General features: G+C 73.0%; 16 protein-coding genes. 5 read left to right on the top strand and 11 right to left on the bottom strand.

Features of this window, described 5'->3' with window-relative positions; all coding sequences use genetic code 11:
* Positions 1 to 176 precede the first annotated feature (176 nt).
* The 3 genes from BGP79_RS01215 to BGP79_RS01205 are packed head-to-tail and all read left to right on the top strand — an operon-like array spanning position 177 to position 4,911.
* Entirely contained in the window at positions 177 to 1,202 is a 1,026-nt protein-coding gene (locus tag BGP79_RS01215) for a 3-oxoacyl-ACP synthase III (RefSeq protein WP_076692854.1), read from the top strand.
* The gene (locus BGP79_RS01210) at positions 1,196 to 3,895 is read left to right on the top strand and encodes an alpha/beta fold hydrolase (protein ID WP_076693261.1); all 2,700 of its coding nucleotides are present in this window, start codon (positions 1,196 to 1,198) and stop codon (positions 3,893 to 3,895) included. Before BGP79_RS01215 ends, BGP79_RS01210 begins: the two co-directional genes overlap by 7 nt.
* Positions 3,896 to 3,936: 41 nt before the next feature.
* Positions 3,937 to 4,911: an NAD(P)-dependent oxidoreductase gene (locus BGP79_RS01205; protein ID WP_233121002.1), complete on the top strand. Its 975-nt coding sequence runs from the start codon at positions 3,937 to 3,939 to the stop codon at positions 4,909 to 4,911.
* A 35-nt stretch (positions 4,912 to 4,946) separates the two neighbouring features.
* Here the strand turns inward: BGP79_RS01205 and BGP79_RS01200 are convergent, their stop codons facing one another.
* Positions 4,947 to 5,240, bottom strand: coding sequence for a hypothetical protein (locus BGP79_RS01200; RefSeq protein ID WP_076692852.1), 294 nt, complete (start codon positions 5,238 to 5,240; stop codon positions 4,947 to 4,949).
* A 46-nt stretch (positions 5,241 to 5,286) separates the two neighbouring features.
* Here BGP79_RS01200 and BGP79_RS01195 point away from each other — a divergent pair, with 46 nt between their 5' ends.
* Entirely contained in the window at positions 5,287 to 5,499 is a 213-nt protein-coding gene (locus BGP79_RS01195) for a hypothetical protein (protein WP_158067101.1), read from the top strand.
* 94 nt (positions 5,500 to 5,593) lie between these two features.
* Here BGP79_RS01195 and BGP79_RS01190 read toward each other — a convergent pair whose 3' ends face one another.
* The 6 genes from BGP79_RS01190 to coaD form a co-directional block, all read right to left on the bottom strand.
* Positions 5,594 to 7,222, bottom strand: coding sequence for an alpha/beta hydrolase domain-containing protein (locus tag BGP79_RS01190; RefSeq protein ID WP_076692850.1), 1,629 nt, complete (start codon positions 7,220 to 7,222; stop codon positions 5,594 to 5,596).
* 206 nt (positions 7,223 to 7,428) lie between these two features.
* Positions 7,429 to 8,445, bottom strand: coding sequence for a bifunctional DNA-formamidopyrimidine glycosylase/DNA-(apurinic or apyrimidinic site) lyase (mutM, locus tag BGP79_RS01185; RefSeq protein ID WP_076692849.1), 1,017 nt, complete (start codon positions 8,443 to 8,445; stop codon positions 7,429 to 7,431).
* Between the two features lie 16 nt (positions 8,446 to 8,461).
* A complete protein-coding gene (gene rnc / locus BGP79_RS01180; protein ID WP_083701445.1) occupies positions 8,462 to 9,316 on the bottom strand; it encodes a ribonuclease III in 855 nt (284 codons plus the stop codon).
* Positions 9,317 to 9,371: 55 nt separating this feature from the next.
* Positions 9,372 to 9,575, bottom strand: coding sequence for a 50S ribosomal protein L32 (gene rpmF / locus BGP79_RS01175; RefSeq protein ID WP_076692848.1), 204 nt, complete (start codon positions 9,573 to 9,575; stop codon positions 9,372 to 9,374).
* Between the two features lie 15 nt (positions 9,576 to 9,590).
* Complete coding sequence (locus BGP79_RS01170; RefSeq protein ID WP_076693260.1) at positions 9,591 to 10,130, bottom strand: DUF177 domain-containing protein; 540 nt, start codon at positions 10,128 to 10,130, stop codon at positions 9,591 to 9,593.
* A gap of 111 nt (positions 10,131 to 10,241) precedes the next feature.
* The gene (coaD, locus tag BGP79_RS01165; protein ID WP_076693259.1) at positions 10,242 to 10,727 is read right to left on the bottom strand and encodes a pantetheine-phosphate adenylyltransferase; all 486 of its coding nucleotides are present in this window, start codon (positions 10,725 to 10,727) and stop codon (positions 10,242 to 10,244) included.
* A 163-nt stretch (positions 10,728 to 10,890) separates the two neighbouring features.
* On the opposite strand from coaD, the gene BGP79_RS01160 reads away from it, so the two are divergent.
* Positions 10,891 to 12,132: an aminotransferase class I/II-fold pyridoxal phosphate-dependent enzyme gene (locus BGP79_RS01160; protein ID WP_076692847.1), complete on the top strand. Its 1,242-nt coding sequence runs from the start codon at positions 10,891 to 10,893 to the stop codon at positions 12,130 to 12,132.
* 58 nt (positions 12,133 to 12,190) lie between these two features.
* Here BGP79_RS01160 and rsmD read toward each other — a convergent pair whose 3' ends face one another.
* The 4 genes from rsmD to thiL all read right to left on the bottom strand — a co-directional run bounded on the left by rsmD (position 12,191) and on the right by thiL (position 17,308).
* Positions 12,191 to 12,754 carry a 16S rRNA (guanine(966)-N(2))-methyltransferase RsmD gene (gene rsmD / locus BGP79_RS01155; RefSeq protein ID WP_076692846.1) on the bottom strand — a complete coding sequence of 188 codons (564 nt, stop codon included), beginning with the start codon at positions 12,752 to 12,754 and terminating at the stop codon, positions 12,191 to 12,193.
* A gap of 108 nt (positions 12,755 to 12,862) precedes the next feature.
* Positions 12,863 to 15,109, bottom strand: coding sequence for an ATP-dependent DNA helicase RecG (locus tag BGP79_RS01150; protein WP_076693258.1), 2,247 nt, complete (start codon positions 15,107 to 15,109; stop codon positions 12,863 to 12,865).
* Positions 15,110 to 15,153: 44 nt separating this feature from the next.
* Entirely contained in the window at positions 15,154 to 16,221 is a 1,068-nt protein-coding gene (locus tag BGP79_RS01145) for a DAK2 domain-containing protein (protein ID WP_233121000.1), read from the bottom strand.
* On the bottom strand, positions 16,211 to 17,308 hold the full coding sequence (gene thiL, locus BGP79_RS01140) for a thiamine-phosphate kinase (protein WP_083701443.1): 1,098 nt from the start codon (positions 17,306 to 17,308) through the stop codon (positions 16,211 to 16,213). The genes BGP79_RS01145 and thiL overlap by 11 nt, the downstream gene beginning before the upstream one ends.
* Positions 17,309 to 17,345 lie beyond the last annotated feature (37 nt).

Below are 17,345 nucleotides of genomic sequence, written 5' to 3'. Positions count from 1 at the left end.
GGACCGGTAGTATTCACCGCAGTGCATATGCAGCCAAGGGTGCTGACGGTCCATAGTTAACTGTGTCGTGTCACGTCCCACCCGGACGACGTGCGCGCGTGTCCCCGCGGACGCGTCCGCGGCGACGGCGCGGCGACGTGTTCCAGCAAGCGACGTAAACGACGAAAGCTCGTGATTTGACCGGCAACGCTACCTTCCTCCACCGCAACACCGCCCTGCTCTCCGTCACGAGCATCGAGGCGCCCGTGGTGGTGACCAGCGCAGAATTCGACGACCGTCTCGGCGGCGCCCTGAAGCGTCTGCGGCTGTCACGCAAGCTGCTGGAGCGGGTGGCCGGCATCCGGGAGCGCCGCTGGTGGGCACCGGGGACCGCGTTCGACGACGCCGCCATCGAGGCCGGAGCGAAGGCGCTGGCCTCCGCCGGCATCGAGCCGGGCCAGGTGGGCCTGCTGATCAACACGTCCGTGACACGCATCAATCTCGAGCCCTCCGTGGCCGTGAAGATCCACCACGGTCTGGGGCTCCCCTCGTCCGCGATGAACTTCGACGTCGCCAACGCGTGCCTCGGTTTCGTCAACGGCATCTCGCTGGCCGCCAACATGATCGACGCCGGGCAGATCCAGTACGCCGTGATCGTCAACGGCGAGGACGCGCAGGCCACCCAGGAGGCCACCATCGCGCGGCTGAACGGGCCGGACGCCACCCGCGCGGATTTCAACCGTGAGTTCGCGACCCTGACCCTCGGGTCGGGTGCCGCGGCCGCCGTCCTCGGGCCTGCGGACGCGCACCCCGGCTCGCACCGCATCGTCGGCGGCGTCTCCCGCGCCGGAAGCGAGCACCACGAGCTGTGCGTCGGCGGCGTCGACGGTATGTACACCGATCACGGGGGCCTGCTCAAGGGCGGCCTCGAGCTGGTCGTCGACGCCTGGAGCGAAGCGCACGAGAACGGCTGGGACTGGCGCTCGATGGACCGCTACGTCACCCACCAGGTCAGCACCATCCACACGGACGCGATCATCGACGCCGTCGGACTGGACAAGTCCCGCGTGCCGATGACATTCCCGACCTGGGGCAATGTGGGTCCGGCGTCGCTGCCGATGACCCTGGCCATGGAGTCGCAGACGCTCAACGCCGGGGACCGGGTGCTGTGCATGGGCGTCGGCTCGGGCCTGAACACGGCGATGCTGGAGATCGCCTGGTGACATCCGCCTGGCCCGGCGTCCCCGAGGGCTGCTCCCGGTACCTGCCGGTGACCTCCTCCGCCGCCGTCGATGCGGGCGCCGTGCACCGCTGGCACCTGCTCGACAACGCCGCCCTCATCCCCGACGACGTCACCCCCGCCGGCACCCTCCTGTGCGTGCACGGCAACCCCACGTGGGGCTACCTGTGGCGGTCCCTGCTCGAACCGGCCGCCCGACGCATCGCCAGCGAGGGTGGCCCGTGGCGTGTGATCGCCGTCGACCAGCTCGACATGGGCTTCTCCGCCCGTACCGGGCCCCGCCGGCTCGCCGACCGCGTCACCGACCTCGGCGACCTGACCGACGCGCTCGGGCTGACCGGCCCCGTCGTGACCGTCGGCCACGACTGGGGCGGCAGCATCAGCCTCGGCTGGGCCGTCGACCACCCCGATGCCCTCGCCGGCGTCGTGCTCACCAACACCGCGGTGCACCAGCCCGACGGCGAGTCCCTGCCCTGGCCGCTGCGGCTCGCCCTGCACCCGGCGATCCACCGGCCCGGCACGGTGACCACGACGGCGTTCCTCGACATCACCCTCGGCCTGGCCCGGCCCGCGCTGGACCCGGCCGTGCGCCGCGCCTACCGGACGCCGTACCGCCACGCCCGCCGGCGCGGCGGCGTCGGCCAGTTCGTGGCCGACATCCCCGTCGACGCCGCCACCGCGAGCTTCCCGGAGCTGGACCGGATCGCCGAGGGCGTGCGTGGACTCGACGTGCCCGCGCTGCTGCTGTGGGGACCCGAGGACCCGATCTTCGCCGACCGCTACCTGCGGGACCTGGTCGACCGGCTCCCGCATGCGGACGTGCACCGGTTCGAGGGCGCCGGACACCTGGTGATCGAGGACGCCCCGGTGGCGGAGACGCTGCTGGACTGGCTCGGCGAGCGGCTGCCCGCCGACCGTGCCGACGCGGACCAGCTGCGCGGCTCCCGCCTGACCCTGCCCGACCGGGACCACCGGCCCCTGTGGGCCACGCTCGAGGAGCGTGCCGCGGACACCGCGGTCGCGGTCGTCGACATGGCCGGTCCCGGTGGCCGGCCGATGCGTCTGAGCTGGCAGGACCTGGCCGCACGCGTCGACCGGCTGCGCCGCGGCCTGCTCGCCGTCGGCGTCCGTCCCGGGCACCGGATCAGCCTGCTGGTGCCCCCGGGCATCGACCTGACCTGCCTGATCTACGCCGGCCTGCGTCTGGGTGCCGTCATCGTCGTCGCCGACGCGGGTCTCGGGCCGCGCGGGCTGAGCCGGGCCGTCCGCGGTGCCGGGCCGGACTGGGTGATCGGCATCGACCGCGCCCTCGTCGCCGCCCGGGCCTTCAACTGGCCGGGACGCCGGATCTCCGTGCGCACCCCCGACCCCGTCACCCGCCGGGTGCTCGGCGTCGACCACAGCCTCGCCGAGGTGCTCGCCGCCGGGGACACGGCCGGCTCGCTCCTGCAGCACGAGCCGCAGGCGGACGATCTCGCCGCGATCCTCTTCACCTCCGGTTCCACCGGCCCGGCCAAGGGTGTCGCCTACACGCACCGGCAGCTCTCCGCGATGTGCCGGGCCGTCTCGACCACGTACGGGCTCGCGCCGGGCACCGCCCTGGTCGCCGCGTTCGCCCCGTTCGCCCTGCTCGGGCCGGCGCTGGGTGCGACGTCGGTGAGCCCGGCCATGGACGTCACCGCTCCCGCGACGCTGACCGCGACCGCCCTCGCCGATGCCGCCGCAGCGATCGAGGCGACCACGGTGTTCGCCTCCCCCGCCGCCCTGGTCAACGTGCTCGCCACGGCCGGCGGGCTGGACGCCCGCCATCGCGACGCCCTGGACCGGATCGACCTCCTGCTCTCCGCCGGGGCCCCCATCGGCGAACCGCTGTTGGCCGCCGTCTCCACGCTCGTCCCGCAGGCCCGGCTGCACACCCCCTACGGGATGACCGAGGCACTGCCCATCACCGACATCGACCTGCCCGGCATCCGGGCGGCGGCGGCCGACGCCCAGCCCGTCCACCGGGCCGGTTCCGGGCATGGTCCCGGGGCTGCTCCGGCCGTGGCCGGGGCGGGCAACGGCGTCTGTGTGGGCGCCCCGGTGCCCGGGGCGCACGTGGCGATCAGCGCCTTCGACGAGGCCGGCTCCGCCGTGGGCGACCCGTCCGGGGTGCCCGGCGTCTCCGGCGAGATCCTCGTCGCCGCCCCGCACGTGAAGGACCACTACGACCGGCTCCACCGGACCGAGACCGCGGCCTTCGACCGCGGCTGGCACCGCACGGGCGACGTCGGCCACCTCGACGCCGCCGGCCGGTTGTGGGTCGAAGGCCGGCTGCAGCACGTGCTGCGCACCAGCAGCGGCCCGGTCACCCCGGTCGAGGCCGAGCAGCGGATGGCCGCCGTCGACGGCGTCGCTCGCACGGCCCTGGTCGGCGTCGGCCCGGTCGGGGCGCAGGTTGCCGTCGCCGTCGTCGAGACCGTGCCGGGTGCCCGCAGCGACGGGCCCGCTCCCCGGCACACCGCGGATGCGCTGCGCTCGGTGCTGCGCTCCGTCATGCCCGAGCTCGATCTCGCGGCGGTGCTGCAGGTGCGCCGGCTGCCCACCGACATCCGCCACAACTCCAAGGTCGACCGGTCGGCGCTCGCCCGCTGGGCGTCCGGCGTCCTGGCCGGCGAGCGGGTGTCCGCGCCGTGACGCCGGGGCCCCAGGGATCGGATACCGCCAGGTCCCGCCGGGTGCTCGTCACGGGGGCGAGCGGCCTGCTCGGCTCCGCCGTGGCCCAGCTGCTCGTCACCCAGGGCCACACGGTGCGCACCTTCCAGCGCCGGCCCGCACCCGTCGCCGGTGCGACGGACGTCCTCGGTTCCCTGACGGATCCGGACGCTCTCGCCCGTGCCGTCAACGGTGTCGACGCGGTGATCCACCTCGCGGCGAAGGTGTCCTTCACCGGTGACCCGAGCGAGTTCGTCGCGGTCAACGTCGACGGGACGGCGGCGCTGCTGGCGGCGGCCCGGGCGGCGAACGTGGGCGACGTCGTCTTCGTCTCCTCCCCCTCGGTCGCCCACCATGGGTCCTCCATCGTCGGGGCCGGTGCCGAGCCGGCCGACCCGGCGCGGGCCCGCGGCGACTACGCCCGGACCAAGGCGGCCGCCGAACTGCTCGCTCTGGCCGCGGACACACCGGAATTCCGGGTCACCGCCATCCGCCCGCACATCGTGTGGGGTCCGGGCGACACCCAACTGGTCGAACGCGTGATCGACCGCGCCCGGCGCGGCCGGTTACCGCTGCTCGACGCCGGTGCCGCCCTGATCGACACCACCTACCTCGACAACGCGGCCGCCGCGATCGTGGCGGGACTGCACCGGATGGAGCACGTCCACGGCCAGGCGCTCGTCGTCACCAACGGGCAACCGCGCACGGTCGGGGAACTGATCGGCGGCATCTGCCGGGCCGCCGGTGTCCCCGAACCCTCATGGCACGTGCCCGGCCGTCTGGCTCGGGTAGCCGGCGGCGTCGTCGAGGCCGCGTGGCGGTTCCGGCGCTTCCCGGAAGACAGCCGGGACGAGCCGCCGATGACTCGATTCCTCGCGGAGCAGCTCTCCACCGCGCACTGGTTCGACCAGCGGCACACCCGTGAGGTGCTCGACTGGACGCCGGCGGTCACGATCGACGACGGTCTCGCCCGCCTCGCGGCGCACTACGGCGGCTAGGGAACCGCCTCCCTCCGGTTCCTCGGCCAGCGCGCCTACTCCGTCGGCGGCGCGAGTCGATACCGGCCCACGAGCACGAATCTCCCTTCGTCGGCGCGGCTGGATCCGTCCACCGGCCGGTACACCTCGCTGACGGTCGCCGTCGTCCGGCCGTGCCGGACCACCCACGCGTGGACCTCGGCCAGGTCGTCCGTCTCGACGTCATGGCTGTCGGTCCGCAGGAGCTGGCCGTCCGTCGGGTCGAGCCACGAATCGAGCACCCGCAGCGGCCGCACGCGCTCGTCGACCTGCAGCATGTCCCGCTCGTCGACCCGGACGGCTCTGAGCATGGCGGTCATCCTTCCGTCGCGGGCCACCGCAGCCTATGGTGTGCTCATGCTGGAACTGTCCCACCCTCGTCTGCGTCGGGCCGGCCGGCGAGCGGTCGCGTTCGTCGTGCCGTACGCCGTGACGATGTCGCTGATCCCGCGCCTGGGACTGGAGTGGGCCGTGCTGGTCGGCCTTCTCGTCTTCGGCGTCGTGACGAGCGTCCTGCACGTCACCGCTCGACCGGAAGCACCCTCGGGCGCATTCTCCCGACTCGGCTGATTGACTCAGGCCGTGGCAACGGCAACGGGCCCCGGTTCCGTGGGAATCGGGGCCCGTACCCTGTCGGTCGACCCAGTCGCTCACCAGCGGTCGGTCACGGCACTTCAGCCGTCGAGGCCTCCCGCACGAGCCGGTCACCGTCGTAGCGGGTGATGAACCGCTGCTTGACCAGCGCCCGCGTGTCCTTCGCGACCGCCCTGACGTACACCGTGTGCGTCGGGTAGATCTGCTGCAGCAGCGCCTGGCTGAACGGAACCTCGTGGCCGGCGATCGCACAGAAGGACGGCCCGGTCGAACTGCCGTACCAGGTGGACGTCGGCACATCGAGGTAGGGCGAACGCAGACCACCGACCACGTTGCCGAACCGGTCCAGCACCGGAGCCCCGTTCTGCACCACGATCGGCGAGCCGTGCGGCGGAGCGATCCCCCGCCGGACCCAGTCGTCGAGGTTCCGCAGGAAGGCGTCGAAGAAAATCGAGCTCGGGAACCGGCTGCGCGGGCCCTCGTTGCAGTTCGACGGCGGCACCGCGCGTCCGCCCTTCTCGATGTCCGCAGGAGCGGCGGCGAAGTCCAGTTCGGTCTGCGTCGCGTGCCCGGCCCCAGCCATCTCGTACTGCCGGTAGGCGTCACTGGGAACGTCGCTGTCCGGCCGTCGCGCCGTGATGCCCCGCAGGTAGTCCGACTGCGACATCACGTGAATGATCGGCACCCCGACGTTGGAGAACTGGCGGCGCGGGTCGCCCAGCGCCGGGAGCGCCTCGCACTGGTTGATCGGGTAGATGCCGGCGAAGGCGCCGCCCGCGACGGCGACGATGTACGCGTCGTAGATCGACCGCCCGGTCTCTGCCTTGACCCGGGGGGCCACCGCGTTGATGTAGTCGTACATGTACCCGCCGGTCTGCGAGTACCCGAAGCCGTAGAGCTTGAGCGCGTGGTGCGCCTTCGCGCCGCCGTAGTGCACCGGGCTGGCCGACGTCCGCAGCAACTGGCCGACCTGGCTGTAGATGTCCCAGGCCAGGCCGTTCTCGGTGGTCCGCGAGCTGTCCGCGGGCACCGTGGCGCAGTTGCGCGGGTCGTCCAGCGGCAGCGGGTTGTTCATGCTCAGCGGTGCGTAGCGCACCGGGTTGAACGTCTTGAGGGTCTGCATCGAGACGGGCTTGACCGTCACCCCCACCCACACGTCGCCGTTGCGGATCAGCTGCTCGTGCATCAGCCCCCAGCCGAGGTTGAGGTCGAACAGGTTCGACGGGTTGAGCGGTTCGACGACGACGTTGCCGCTGAACGCGCTGGCCCGGGCGGGACGGCGGACGAGGATGCGCGTCGTGTACGGGGCGTTGGCGGTCCGCACCACGGCCGGGCCCGGCGCAGGCCACGTGTAGACGTTGGCCAGCCCGCTGACGAAGTACTCCTCCTCGACGTAGCCGATGGCGGCCAGATTCTCGGGAACCCTCGTGTGGTTCGCCGCCCCGAACGGGTACGACGTCGAGGTGACCCGGATCGGGCCCGTGATCCGCGTGGACGTCAGAGGCGCGCCGCTCGGTCCGGTCAGCCTCGGCGTCACCGTCGCGGGCACGCCCGCTCCGGGGATCGCCGCCGGACCGGAGTCCGCGGTGGCCGAGTCATCGGCCGCGACGGTGGCGGACCCGAACGCCGAGGGGTCGAGAGACTGCCCGACGGCCGGCGTCATGACCAGGGAGAACGCGGCGATCACCGCGGTCACCACGGCCCACGTCCGCCAGACGGCCCTCCGACGTGGGTGTCCCGCTCGGAACTGCTCGTCGCGAACCTTCATGATTCCTCCGCACCTCGGCCCTGCAGGAGATCACCGGCGCTCGGACGGAGCGGGGGTACGCCAAGGCTAGGAGCCGCTCACAGGAACGGTCAAGGAATTGGTCAGGCGCTCGGCTGGGGCGTCGACCGGATCGTCGACTACCAGCGGGCGTTGCGGGGCCGCGGCTGGCACACCGGGCACGTGAACGATCCGCGGTTCATTAACGAGTCGCGCCGGATCACGCTGTGCCGGCCGTTCGCGGAGCAGCGCGGGCACAGCCGCCCGGTCTGCCCGTAGACGGCCAGCGACCGGTCGAAGTACCCGGACTGGCCGTTGACGTTGACGTAGAGCGCGTCGAAGCTCGTGCCGCCCGCCTCCAGCGCGGTGCCCATCACCTCGCGACAGGCGGCAAGCACCCGCTCGACCTCGCTCCGTCGCAGGGTCTCGGTGGGACGCGCGTAGTGCAGCCGGGCGCGCCACAGCGACTCGTCGGCGTAGATGTTGCCGATGCCGGAGATCAGGGACTGGTCCAGGAGGGCGCGTTTGATGCCGGTGCGCCGGCGCCGGAGCCGCGCGGTGAAGGCGGCGGCGTCGAAGGCGGGGTCCAGCGGGTCGCGCGCGATGTGCGCGGCACTGGACGGGATCAGCGGTGCGTCGCTGCCGGCGCCGCCGGGTGCGCCGTCCTCCGTGCCGACGAGCCGGTCCACGTGCATGCCGCCGAAGATCCGCTGGTCGACGAAGCGGAGCTGCTGCTCGGGCTCGTCTGGCGCGGGTGCGTCGACGACGGAGCTCGCATCCACGGCCTCGACGTCAGCGGGAGTGGAAAGCTCCGGCGCCAGATGCAGCCGGATGCGCAGGTGGTTCTCGTCCGGCTTCCCGGCGGGCTGGATGAGCACCTGCCCGCTCATGCCCAGGTGCACGACCAGGGCGGACGGCGCTGCCCCGTCGTCGGGAGCGAGGGGGCCGGCGTCGGTGAGCGGGAGCCAGAGGAACTTGCCGCGACGGACGGCGGCGGCGAGCCGGCGGCCGGTGAGGGCGGTGGTGAAGGCGTCGGGCCCGCCGAGCTGGCGGCGGACCGAGCGGGGGTCGACGACGTCGACCGCGGTGACGGTCCGGCCTACCGCCCACGGGGCGAGGCCGCGCCGGACGACCTCGACCTCGGGCAGTTCTGGCACGGTCGGTATCCGGGTGTCAGCGGGTCGGGTCGGCGGGAGTGTCGGCCGGGACGTCGACGGGCGGATCCGCGGACTCGACGGCGACCGCAGCCGTCGTCGCCGGCGTCGAGCCGTTCGGAGATGTGGACCCGTTCGAGCCGACGGCGGGATCGGTGACCTGCCCGTTGCCGGTCTCGGTGCCGAGGACGGCGGTCCGCTCGGCGGCGATCCGCCAACCGGCGGCAGCGGCCTCCTGCTCCGCTTCCTTCTTGGAGTGCCCGCGGCCGACACCGTAGACCTCACCGGCGATCGTCAGGGTCGCGGTGAACCGGCGGGCGTGGTCCGGGCCCTCTCCGACGACGCCGTAGTCCACCGGGCTGAGCTGGCGCAGTGCCGCGTACTCCTGGATGCTCGTCTTCCAGTCGGTGCTGGCCATCAACGCCTCGGCGTCGGTCAGCAGGGGCCCGACCAGCCGCATCACCAGGTCACGTGCCGCCTCGATGCCGAGATCCACGTAGGTGGCCCCGAAGATCGCCTCCATGGTGTCGGCGAGGATCGAGGCCTTGTCCCGGCCGTTCGTCATCTTCTCGCCCTGGCCCAGGTGGATGTGGTCGCCCACGTCCAGGCCGCGGGCGACGTTCGCGAGGGCCCGGGTGCTGACCACGGCGGAGCGGAGCTTCGCGAGCTCGCCCTCGGAGAGGTCCGGGTTCTCACGGAACAGGAAATCGGTGACGGCGAAGCCGAGGATGGAGTCGCCGAGGAACTCGAGGCGCTCGTTCGTCGGGATGCCGCCGTGCTCGTACGCGTACGAGCGGTGCGTCAGGGCAAGCGAAAGCAGTTCGGCGTCGATCGTGACGCCGAACTGCTCCTGAAGCCAGTCGAGATCGCTCATCGGACGGGCCCCGCCGGCTCCGCCCGAGGCGGAGCCGGTCGTGACCGTGGAGGTCTCAGACGTCAGCGACCTTGCGGCCCTTGTACTCCCGGAAGAGCGGGGTGCCGGCGGAGTCCGTCACGACCTTGGCGGTGTGCGGCAGGCTCCAGGACACTCGACCGTTCTCGACGGTCTTGACCAGGGTGGGAACCTCGGCCTTCCACTGGGCACGGCGGGAACGCGTATTCGAGCGGGAGGTCTTCCGCTTGGGAACAGCCACGATTGACTCTTTTCTTCAGTTGCTCTTGCGTTGGTCTGTCTGACCCGGGTCGGTCGCGAGGGACTGCAGGGCGTCCCAACGCGGATCGCGCGTCTCGTGCCGGTGGCCCGGGTGGTCCTCCAGCCGCACGCCGCACTGCGGGCACAGGCCCTGACAGTCGGGCCTGCACACCGGCTGGAACGGCAGCTCGGTCACGAAGGCATCGCGCAGCAGCGGCATCAGATCGACACTCTCGTGCTCGATCCGCGGCAGGGGATCGCCGTCCTCGTCCGTTGCCGGATCGGGGTCGGCGAAGAACAGCTCCTGCGCGTCCACCGTGAGGTCGTACGCGATGGGGTCCAGACACCGGACGCACTCACCGACCGCGCGGGCCGTGGCCGTACCGGACACCAGGACTCCCTCGTGCACCGCCTCCAACCGCAGGTCCAGCTCGATGTCCGAGCCTGCGGGGATGCCGATCGCCGGGGTTCCGAAGTCCTCCGGAGCCTCGACCCGTTCCTCGAGAGCGCGCATCGCCCCGGGACTGCGCTGCAGTTCCCGGACACTGACGACCAGGGCATCGAGTGCCTGGTGCTGATGTGGGCGGCTGATGGTGAACTCCTGAAGAACAGATGACCGACTGACCATTCTAGCCCGCCGGGACCCGATACCTCAAAAGCTGCCCGGTCAGGCGCGTCCGGGCGGCGGCGCCGTCATCCGGCGGTACACCGAACGCGGCACGAATCCGGAGATGTCGCCGCCCAGGGAACCCACTTCCTTGAGCAGGGAGGACGAGAGGTGCGCGTATCCGGGATCCGCGGCGAGGAAGACCGTCTCGACGCCGGTCAGATGCCGATTCATCGTGGCCATCGGCACCTCGAACGCCAGGTCGGCCGACGTGCGCACACCTTTGACGATGGCGTCCGCGCCGTGCCGCCGGCAGAAGTCGGCGAGCAGGCCCTCCCCCATCGCCTCGATGGTGATGCCCCGCAGCGCGGAGAGCGTCTCGCGTGCCATCTGCAGCCGCTCGTCGATGCTGAACCGGTAGGTCTTCGCCGGATTGGTGGAGACCGCCACGATGATCTCGTCGAACAGATTGCTCGCCCGGGCAATGATCTCCAGGTGCCCGTTGTGCAGAGGGTCGAAGGATCCAGGACAGACGGCGCGGCGCATACCCCGCATCGTACCGACGGGTCGCCGGTGCGGCGTGCCGGGCTCGTCACGGTGCCGCAGGTTCGCCGAGGCCAGGGCCCGGATCGCGGCCGTGGTCGCCGGGTGACGGGTCCGCGTGCCGGACCGGATGGATCGGCGGCAGTCGAGGTAACAGACTGGACCCATGACGACGACGAACACCGGCACGCCGGCCGCCCCCTGGCAGCGCGCGGCCCACGGGGCGAACCTGCTGGACGCCGGCGGCACCCTGGCCGGCACCATCTTCGAGGAGATGACCGTGCTGGCGGGGGTGCACGACGCGGTCAACCTCGGCCAGGGCTTCCCCGACGAGGACGGCCCGGCCGAGATCCTCGAGGCCGCCCGCAGCGCCATCGCCGGCGGCGCCAACCAGTACGCCCCCGGCCGGGGGGTGCCGGTGCTGCGGGAGGCGATCGCCGCCCACCAGGCGCGGTTCTACGGGCTGACCGTGGATCCGGCCGAGGAGGTCCTCGTGACGACCGGTGCCACCGAGGCGATCGCCGCGACCCTGCTCGCCCTCACCGGCCCGGGCGACGAGGTGCTCACGTTCGAGCCGTTCTACGACTCCTACGGCGCCATGATCGAGCTGACGGGCGCGCGGCACGTCACGGTGCCGCTGCGCGAACCGGACTTCCTGCCGGACGAGGACGAGCTCGCCGCCGCGGTGACGGATCGGACGCGGGTCATCCTGCTGAACAACCCGCACAACCCGACCGGCACCGTGTTCGGGGCGGCGCTGCTGGCCCGCATCGTCGAGGAGGCGGCCCGGCACGACGCGATCATCGTCACCGACGAGGTGTACGAGCACCTGATCTTCGACCGGGTGACGCACGTGCCGGTCGCGACGCTGCCGGGCGCGGCCGAGCGGACGCTGACCATCTCCTCGGCCGGCAAGACCTTCTCCGTGACCGGGTGGAAGGTGGGCTGGCTGACCGGCCCGGCGGACCTGGTCGCGGCGGTCCGCACCGTCAAGCAGTTCCTGACCTACTCCTCCGGCAGTCCGCTGCAGGGTGCGGTGGCGCTCGGGCTGGGACTGGGCGACGACGTCTACGCCGGGCTGGCCGCCTCCCTGCAGCGCAAGCGGGACCTGCTGGTCGACGGCCTGCGCGGCGCCGGCTTCGAGGTCACCGTGCCCGCCGGCACCTACTTCGTGGTCGCGGACGCCACGCCGCTGCTCGGGGGTGACGTCACGGACGGCGCGCAGCTGTGCCGCCGGTTGCCCGCCACGGCCGGCGTCGCCGCCATCCCGCTGACGGCGTTCTGCCATCCCGGCAGCAGCGCGGCCGCGACGGCGTCCCGGCTGATCCGGTTCGCGTTCTGCAAGCGGGAGGACGTCCTCGCCGAGGCGGTGCGACGGCTGACGGCCTTCGGGTCGGCCGGCGCCTGACCCTGCCCGCACCGGGGCGTGGCATCGGTGTCACACGGGCACCGGACGGCCGCGCGGCTCAGACGGGTTCGGCGTACCAGAGTCGGGTCTCGCCGTACTTCCGGTCGCGCACCCGGACGAGTCCCTCGGGCCAGGTGGGCTCCGGGGAACGGGTGGAGCGTTCGACGACGACCAGCGCCTCGGCCGCCAGCGCGGGGCGCAGCAGCGCCAGCACCCCCGCCAGCTCCGGCTCGGGCATCGGGTAGGGCGGGTCCAGGAAGACCAGGTCCCAGCCGTGCGGATCCGGCTCGGCGAGGAAGGACGCGACCTTCTCCTGGCGCACCCGCACGGCGGCAGGACCGAGCTCGGCCTGCAGGAGCCGGCCGTTGCGGCGGCACACGTCGGCGGCCCGGCGGGCGGACTCGACCAGGGTCGCGCGGCGGGCGCCCCGGCTGAGCGCCTCCAGGCCCAGGGCGCCCGAGCCCGCGAAGAGGTCCAGGACCAGGGCGCCGCGGATCGCGTCGGCGGACTCGAGTCCGGAGAACAGCGACTCCTTGACCCGATCGGTCGTCGGACGGGTGTGGTCCCCGGGCACCGAGGTCAGGCTGCGCCCCCCGGCGATCCCGGCGATGATGCGGCTCATGCGGCGACCGGCCCGGTGGTGCCGGCGGTCGGGGCAGGGGCGGCCGGCACAGGCACGGAGGCCTCAGCCGCGTCGGTCTCAGCCACGTCGTTCTCAGCCACGTCGTTCTCAGCCACGGTCCAGCCACTCCTCGGCCTCGGGATCGAGGTAGTCGTCGATCGCACCGGCGAGCACGGGGTGGCCCGCGAGCTGGGGATCCTCCTCGATGATCTCCTGCGCGTCCTGCCGGGCGGCCACGATGATCTTCTCGTCCTCGATCACGCGCAGCAGCTTGAGCGTGGACCGGCCGCCGGACTGCCGGGCGCCCAGGATGTCGCCCTCGCGCCGCAGTTTGAGATCCTCGGCGGCGAGGGCGAAGCCGTCCGTCGTGCTCGCCACGGCGTCGAGCCGCACCCGCGAGGGGTGGCCGGCCTCGAGGGCGGTGACCAGCAGGCAGGTGCCGGGCAACCCGCCACGGCCGACACGGCCGCGCAGCTGGTGCAGCTGGGAGATGCCGAAGCGGTCGGCGTCGAGGATCACCATCAGCGTCGCCCGCGGCACGTCGACGCCGACCTCGATCACGGTCGTCGAGACGAGCACGTCCAGCTCGCCGCGGTGAAAAGCGTTCATGGTCGCGGACTTCTCCGCCGGGTCGAGCCGGCCGTGCAGGGCGCCGATCCGCACCCCGTCCAGGGTGGCCGTCTGCGCGAGGGCCGCCATCGTCTCCTCGACCGAGGCCAGGGGCGGCGCCTTCTGCGGCGTGTTCCCGATGCCGTCGGCGGCCTCGTCGAACTCGACGCCGTCGCTGTCGTCGAACGTGCTGGACGCGGCCTCGCCCCCGTCGATCTTGGGGCAGACGACGTAGACCTGCCGGCCCGCGTCGACCTCCTCGCGGGCGCGCTGCCAGACCCGCTCGCGCCACACGGGATGCTCGACGAGCGGCACGATGTGCGTGTCGATCGGGGCGCGCCCGGCCGGCAGCCCGTCGAGGGTGAGGACGCCCAGGTCCCCGAACACGGTCATCGCGACGGTGCGCGGGATCGGGGTGGCGGTCATGACCAGCAGGTGGGGCGGCACCCCGGCGCGGGTGCGCAGGGTGTCGCGCTGCTCGACCCCGAAGCGGTGCTGCTCGTCGACGACGACGAGCCCGAGCTCGGCGAACTGGACGGTCTCCGAGAGCAGGGCGTGCGTGCCGATGACGATGCCGGCCTCTCCGGACGCGGCCGCGAGCAGCGCCGTGCGCCGGGCGGCGGTGGACATGCTGCCGGTCAGCAGGACGACCCGGGTGGCGTGCTCGGCGCCGCCGAGCATCCCGGCCGCCGCGAGCGGGCCGAGCGTCGCAGTGATCGACTGGTGATGCTGCGCGGCGAGCACCTCGGTGGGGGCGAGCAGGGCGGCCTGTCCGCCCGCGTCGACGACCTGGAGCATGGCGCGCAGGGCGACCAGCGTCTTGCCGGATCCGACCTCGCCCTGCAGCAGCACGTTCATCGGCCGGTCCGCCGACAGCGCCTCGTCCAGGGTCTCCCCCACGGTGCGCTGACCCTCGGTCAGGGTGAACGGCAGGGCCGCGTCGAAGTCGGCGAGCAGACCGGCCGACCGGCGGGGCCGGCCGACGGCGACCTGCGCGTGCTGTTCGGCGCGGCGCCGGGCCAGCGCGGTCTGCAGGATCAGCGCCTCCTGGTAGCGGAAGCGGTGCCGGGCGCGATACGCGTCGGCGAGCTCGGCCGGCGCGTGGATGTCCCGGTAGGCGGTGACCAGGTCGCCGAGCCGCTCGCGGGCGGCGAACGCGGCCGGGACGACGTCGGGCAGCCGGACGGCGTCCTCGGGATCGCCCGTGATGCCCAGCTCGGCGAGCACGGTGGCCACGCGCTGGGCGATCCACCAGCTGGTCAACGTGGACGTCGCCGGATACACCGGCACCGGTCGGCTCGCGATGTCCTCACCGGTCGTGTCGTCGTCGAGGAGCAGGTAGTTCGGGTTGGTCAGGGTGGGCTTGCCCCGGTAGAGGCTCACCTTGCCGCTGAACAGGGCGGTCACGCCGGCCTGGAGGTCGCGGTAGGCCTGGTAGCCGTGGAAGAACGAGAGGGTGAGGGTCCCCGGCCGGTGGACGTCCCGGTCGGTGATGACGACCTCGACGATGGAGCCGCGGCGGTTGCGCATCGATCGCTGGGAGCTCGAGAGCACCTCGGCGATCAACGTCACGTCCTCGTCGATCGGCAGACCCGCGATGCTCTGCAGCTCGCCGCGCTCGAGGTAGCGACGCGGGAAGTGGTGCAGCAGCGAGCCGACCGTGCGCAGCCCGAGGCCCTTCTCGAGTTTGGCGGCGTTGGCCTTGCCGAGGACCTTCTCGAGCCGGTGCGCCCGGGGGTCGAGGATCCTCGGCGACGAGGCGGAGCGCCGGCGCTGCGGCGCCGGCCCGCTCACTGGTGTCGCTCCGGCGTCTCCTCCGCGCGCAGCGAGGTGATGACCAGGTTCTCCGGCGCCCCGCTGCCGCTGATCACCGCGAGGGCCCGGTCGTGGGCGTCGTGGGGCACGTGCGCATGCAACCGCCACCGATAGGCCCCGCCAGACCCAGCCCCATCGGACCCAGCCCCGCCGGACCCAGCCCCGCCGGACCCAGCCCCGCCGCCGTCACCGATCGGGGCGATGGCCGTGAGGATCACCGAGTCGCCGAGTTCGTCCAGCGCGATGCGCAGGCTCGCGGCGTCGAGCGGGCTGAGGGCGAGCGTGCACATGATCTCGACGCCGTCCATCGCCTCGGGGTGCTCGCCGTGGTCGAGCCCGTCCAGGTGCTCGAGGGGAGCGATGGCCACCGGGTCCCCGGTCACCGCCCATCGCAGGCACTGCAGGATCAGCAGCAGCCCGACGGCGCCGGCGTCGACGACGCGGGCGCGGGCGAGCACGTCGTTCTGCTCCTCGGTGGCCTCGACCGCAGCGGCCGCAGCGGCGAGCACGCCGTCGAGGACCGTGACGAGACCGTGGTGGCTCTCGTCGCCGTCGCGCTCGGCGGCCTGCACGGCGCACGCCTGCGACGCGGCCTCGATGACCGAGAGCATCGTGCCGGACACAGGGTCGCTGAGGGCGGACCAGCAGCGCACGCTCGCCCGGTCCAGGGCGGCGGCGAGGGCGGGCGGCGTCAGACGGGCGTGGCCGCCGAGCGGCTCCGCCATCGCGCTGAGCATGACCGCCAGGATGGTGCCGGAGTTGCCGCGCGCGTGTTCCAGGGCGTGCGCACCGGCCGCACCGAGGAAGGCCCCGAGGTCCACGGACCCCTTGGGCTCCTCGCCGTGGTGCACGGGCTGCGGGGGTGCGGGCAGCCCGGCGACGGCGGCGGCGACCGTCTGGACCAGGTTCGATCCCGTGTCCGAGTCCGGCACCGGGAAGACGTTGATGGCGTTCAGGTCACCGCAGTGGTCCTTCAGCACGGCCTCGGCGTGGGTCAGCCAGCGGTGGATGACCCCCGCGGAGGACCCGGACCTAGGCTGCAAAGTGATCCCATCCTGTTCTCGGCGACGGACGGCCGTCGACCAGCAGTTCCGCGGGGCCGTCCGCGACCGAGCCTATCGCAGTGAAACCGGCGGGAACGGTCCCCGGAGGGAAGGCGGCGAGCAGGCCGAAGTCCTCTCCTCCGGCCAGGCACCAGGCCAGCGGATCGACGTCGAGCAGGGCCGCGACCGGGGCCAGCCGGTCCGCGAACGGGGCCAGCCGGTCCGTGTCCAGATCGATCCTCACGCCGCTCGCCCGGGCGAGACGTGCGGCGTCCCGCACGAGGCCGTCCGAGAGGTCCATCGCCGCGTGCGCCCCCGCACGCGCGGCGACCGCCCCGGCTCCCAGCGGCGGCCGGGGCCGCAGCTGGGCCAGGATCAGCTCCTCGGACAGCCCGACGACGTCCGGAGCGGTGCCGGCCGAACGGCCGGGATGCTCCAGCAGGGCCAGACCCGCCGCTGCCTCCCCGACCCGGCCGATCACGGCAAGCTCGTCGCCGGGGCGCGCACCGGAGCGCAGCAGCGGACCGGCGTCGTCGAGCCGGCCGAGCGCGGTGATGGTGAGCACCACCTCCCGGGCACCGGAGAGGTCCCCGCCGGCCACGGAGCACCCGTCCGCGCCCAGCGTGCGGATCGCGTCCGCGATGCCGTCGGCGAGCGAGAGCACCCAGTCCACCGAGGTCTCGGGCGGCATCGCCAGACTGACCAGCAGGCCGACCGGGTGGGCGGCCATGGCGTTGAGGTCGGAGAGGTTCTGGGCGACGCCCTTGAAGCCGACGTCGTGGCCGGCGGTGACGCGGCCGTTCGGCCAGACCGCCCGGTAGTCGCGGTCCTGCACGAGGGTGTCGACGGTGGCGACCACGCGGGGGTCGCCGATCCGCAGCACCGCGGCGTCGTCGCCGTTGCCGACCTCGCCGTCGGAACCGTCCTCGGTGGTGGGCCGCGGCAGCCGGGGCAGGAACGCCGCCAGCAGCGCGGACTCACCCAGGCCACCCACCAGGGCGGCCCCATCGCGAGAGGGATCCACGGTGCGCGTCGCCGCGGCTTCCGTGGGCCGGTCGAGCGGTCCGTCCGCGTCCGGGGAGGTCATGATCCGACCCTAGCGGGGCCCACCGACGGTTCCGCGC

The organism is Tersicoccus sp. Bi-70 (genome assembly GCF_001968825.1).
GTDB lineage: Bacteria > Actinomycetota > Actinomycetes > Actinomycetales > Micrococcaceae > Tersicoccus.
The sequence above is the reverse complement of the archived record's forward strand: the minus strand, read 5'-3'. Positions and strand labels throughout refer to the sequence as shown.

Excerpts from the sequence above, each read along its gene's own strand:
- coaD (WP_076693259.1), bottom strand. The coding sequence starts at position 10,727 with ATGCGCCGCGCCGTCTGTCCTGGATCCTTCGACCCTCTGCACAACGGG.
- BGP79_RS01200 (WP_076692852.1), bottom strand. The coding sequence starts at position 5,240 with ATGCTCAGAGCCGTCCGGGTCGACGAGCGGGACATGCTGCAGGTCGAC.
- BGP79_RS01195 (WP_158067101.1), top strand. The coding sequence starts at position 5,287 with ATGCTGGAACTGTCCCACCCTCGTCTGCGTCGGGCCGGCCGGCGAGCG.
- rsmD (WP_076692846.1), bottom strand. The coding sequence starts at position 12,754 with ATGAGCCGCATCATCGCCGGGATCGCCGGGGGGCGCAGCCTGACCTCG.
- thiL (WP_083701443.1), bottom strand. The coding sequence starts at position 17,308 with ATGACCTCCCCGGACGCGGACGGACCGCTCGACCGGCCCACGGAAGCC.
- BGP79_RS01160 (WP_076692847.1), top strand. The coding sequence starts at position 10,891 with ATGACGACGACGAACACCGGCACGCCGGCCGCCCCCTGGCAGCGCGCG.
- rnc (WP_083701445.1), bottom strand. The coding sequence starts at position 9,316 with ATGAGCGATCTCGACTGGCTTCAGGAGCAGTTCGGCGTCACGATCGAC.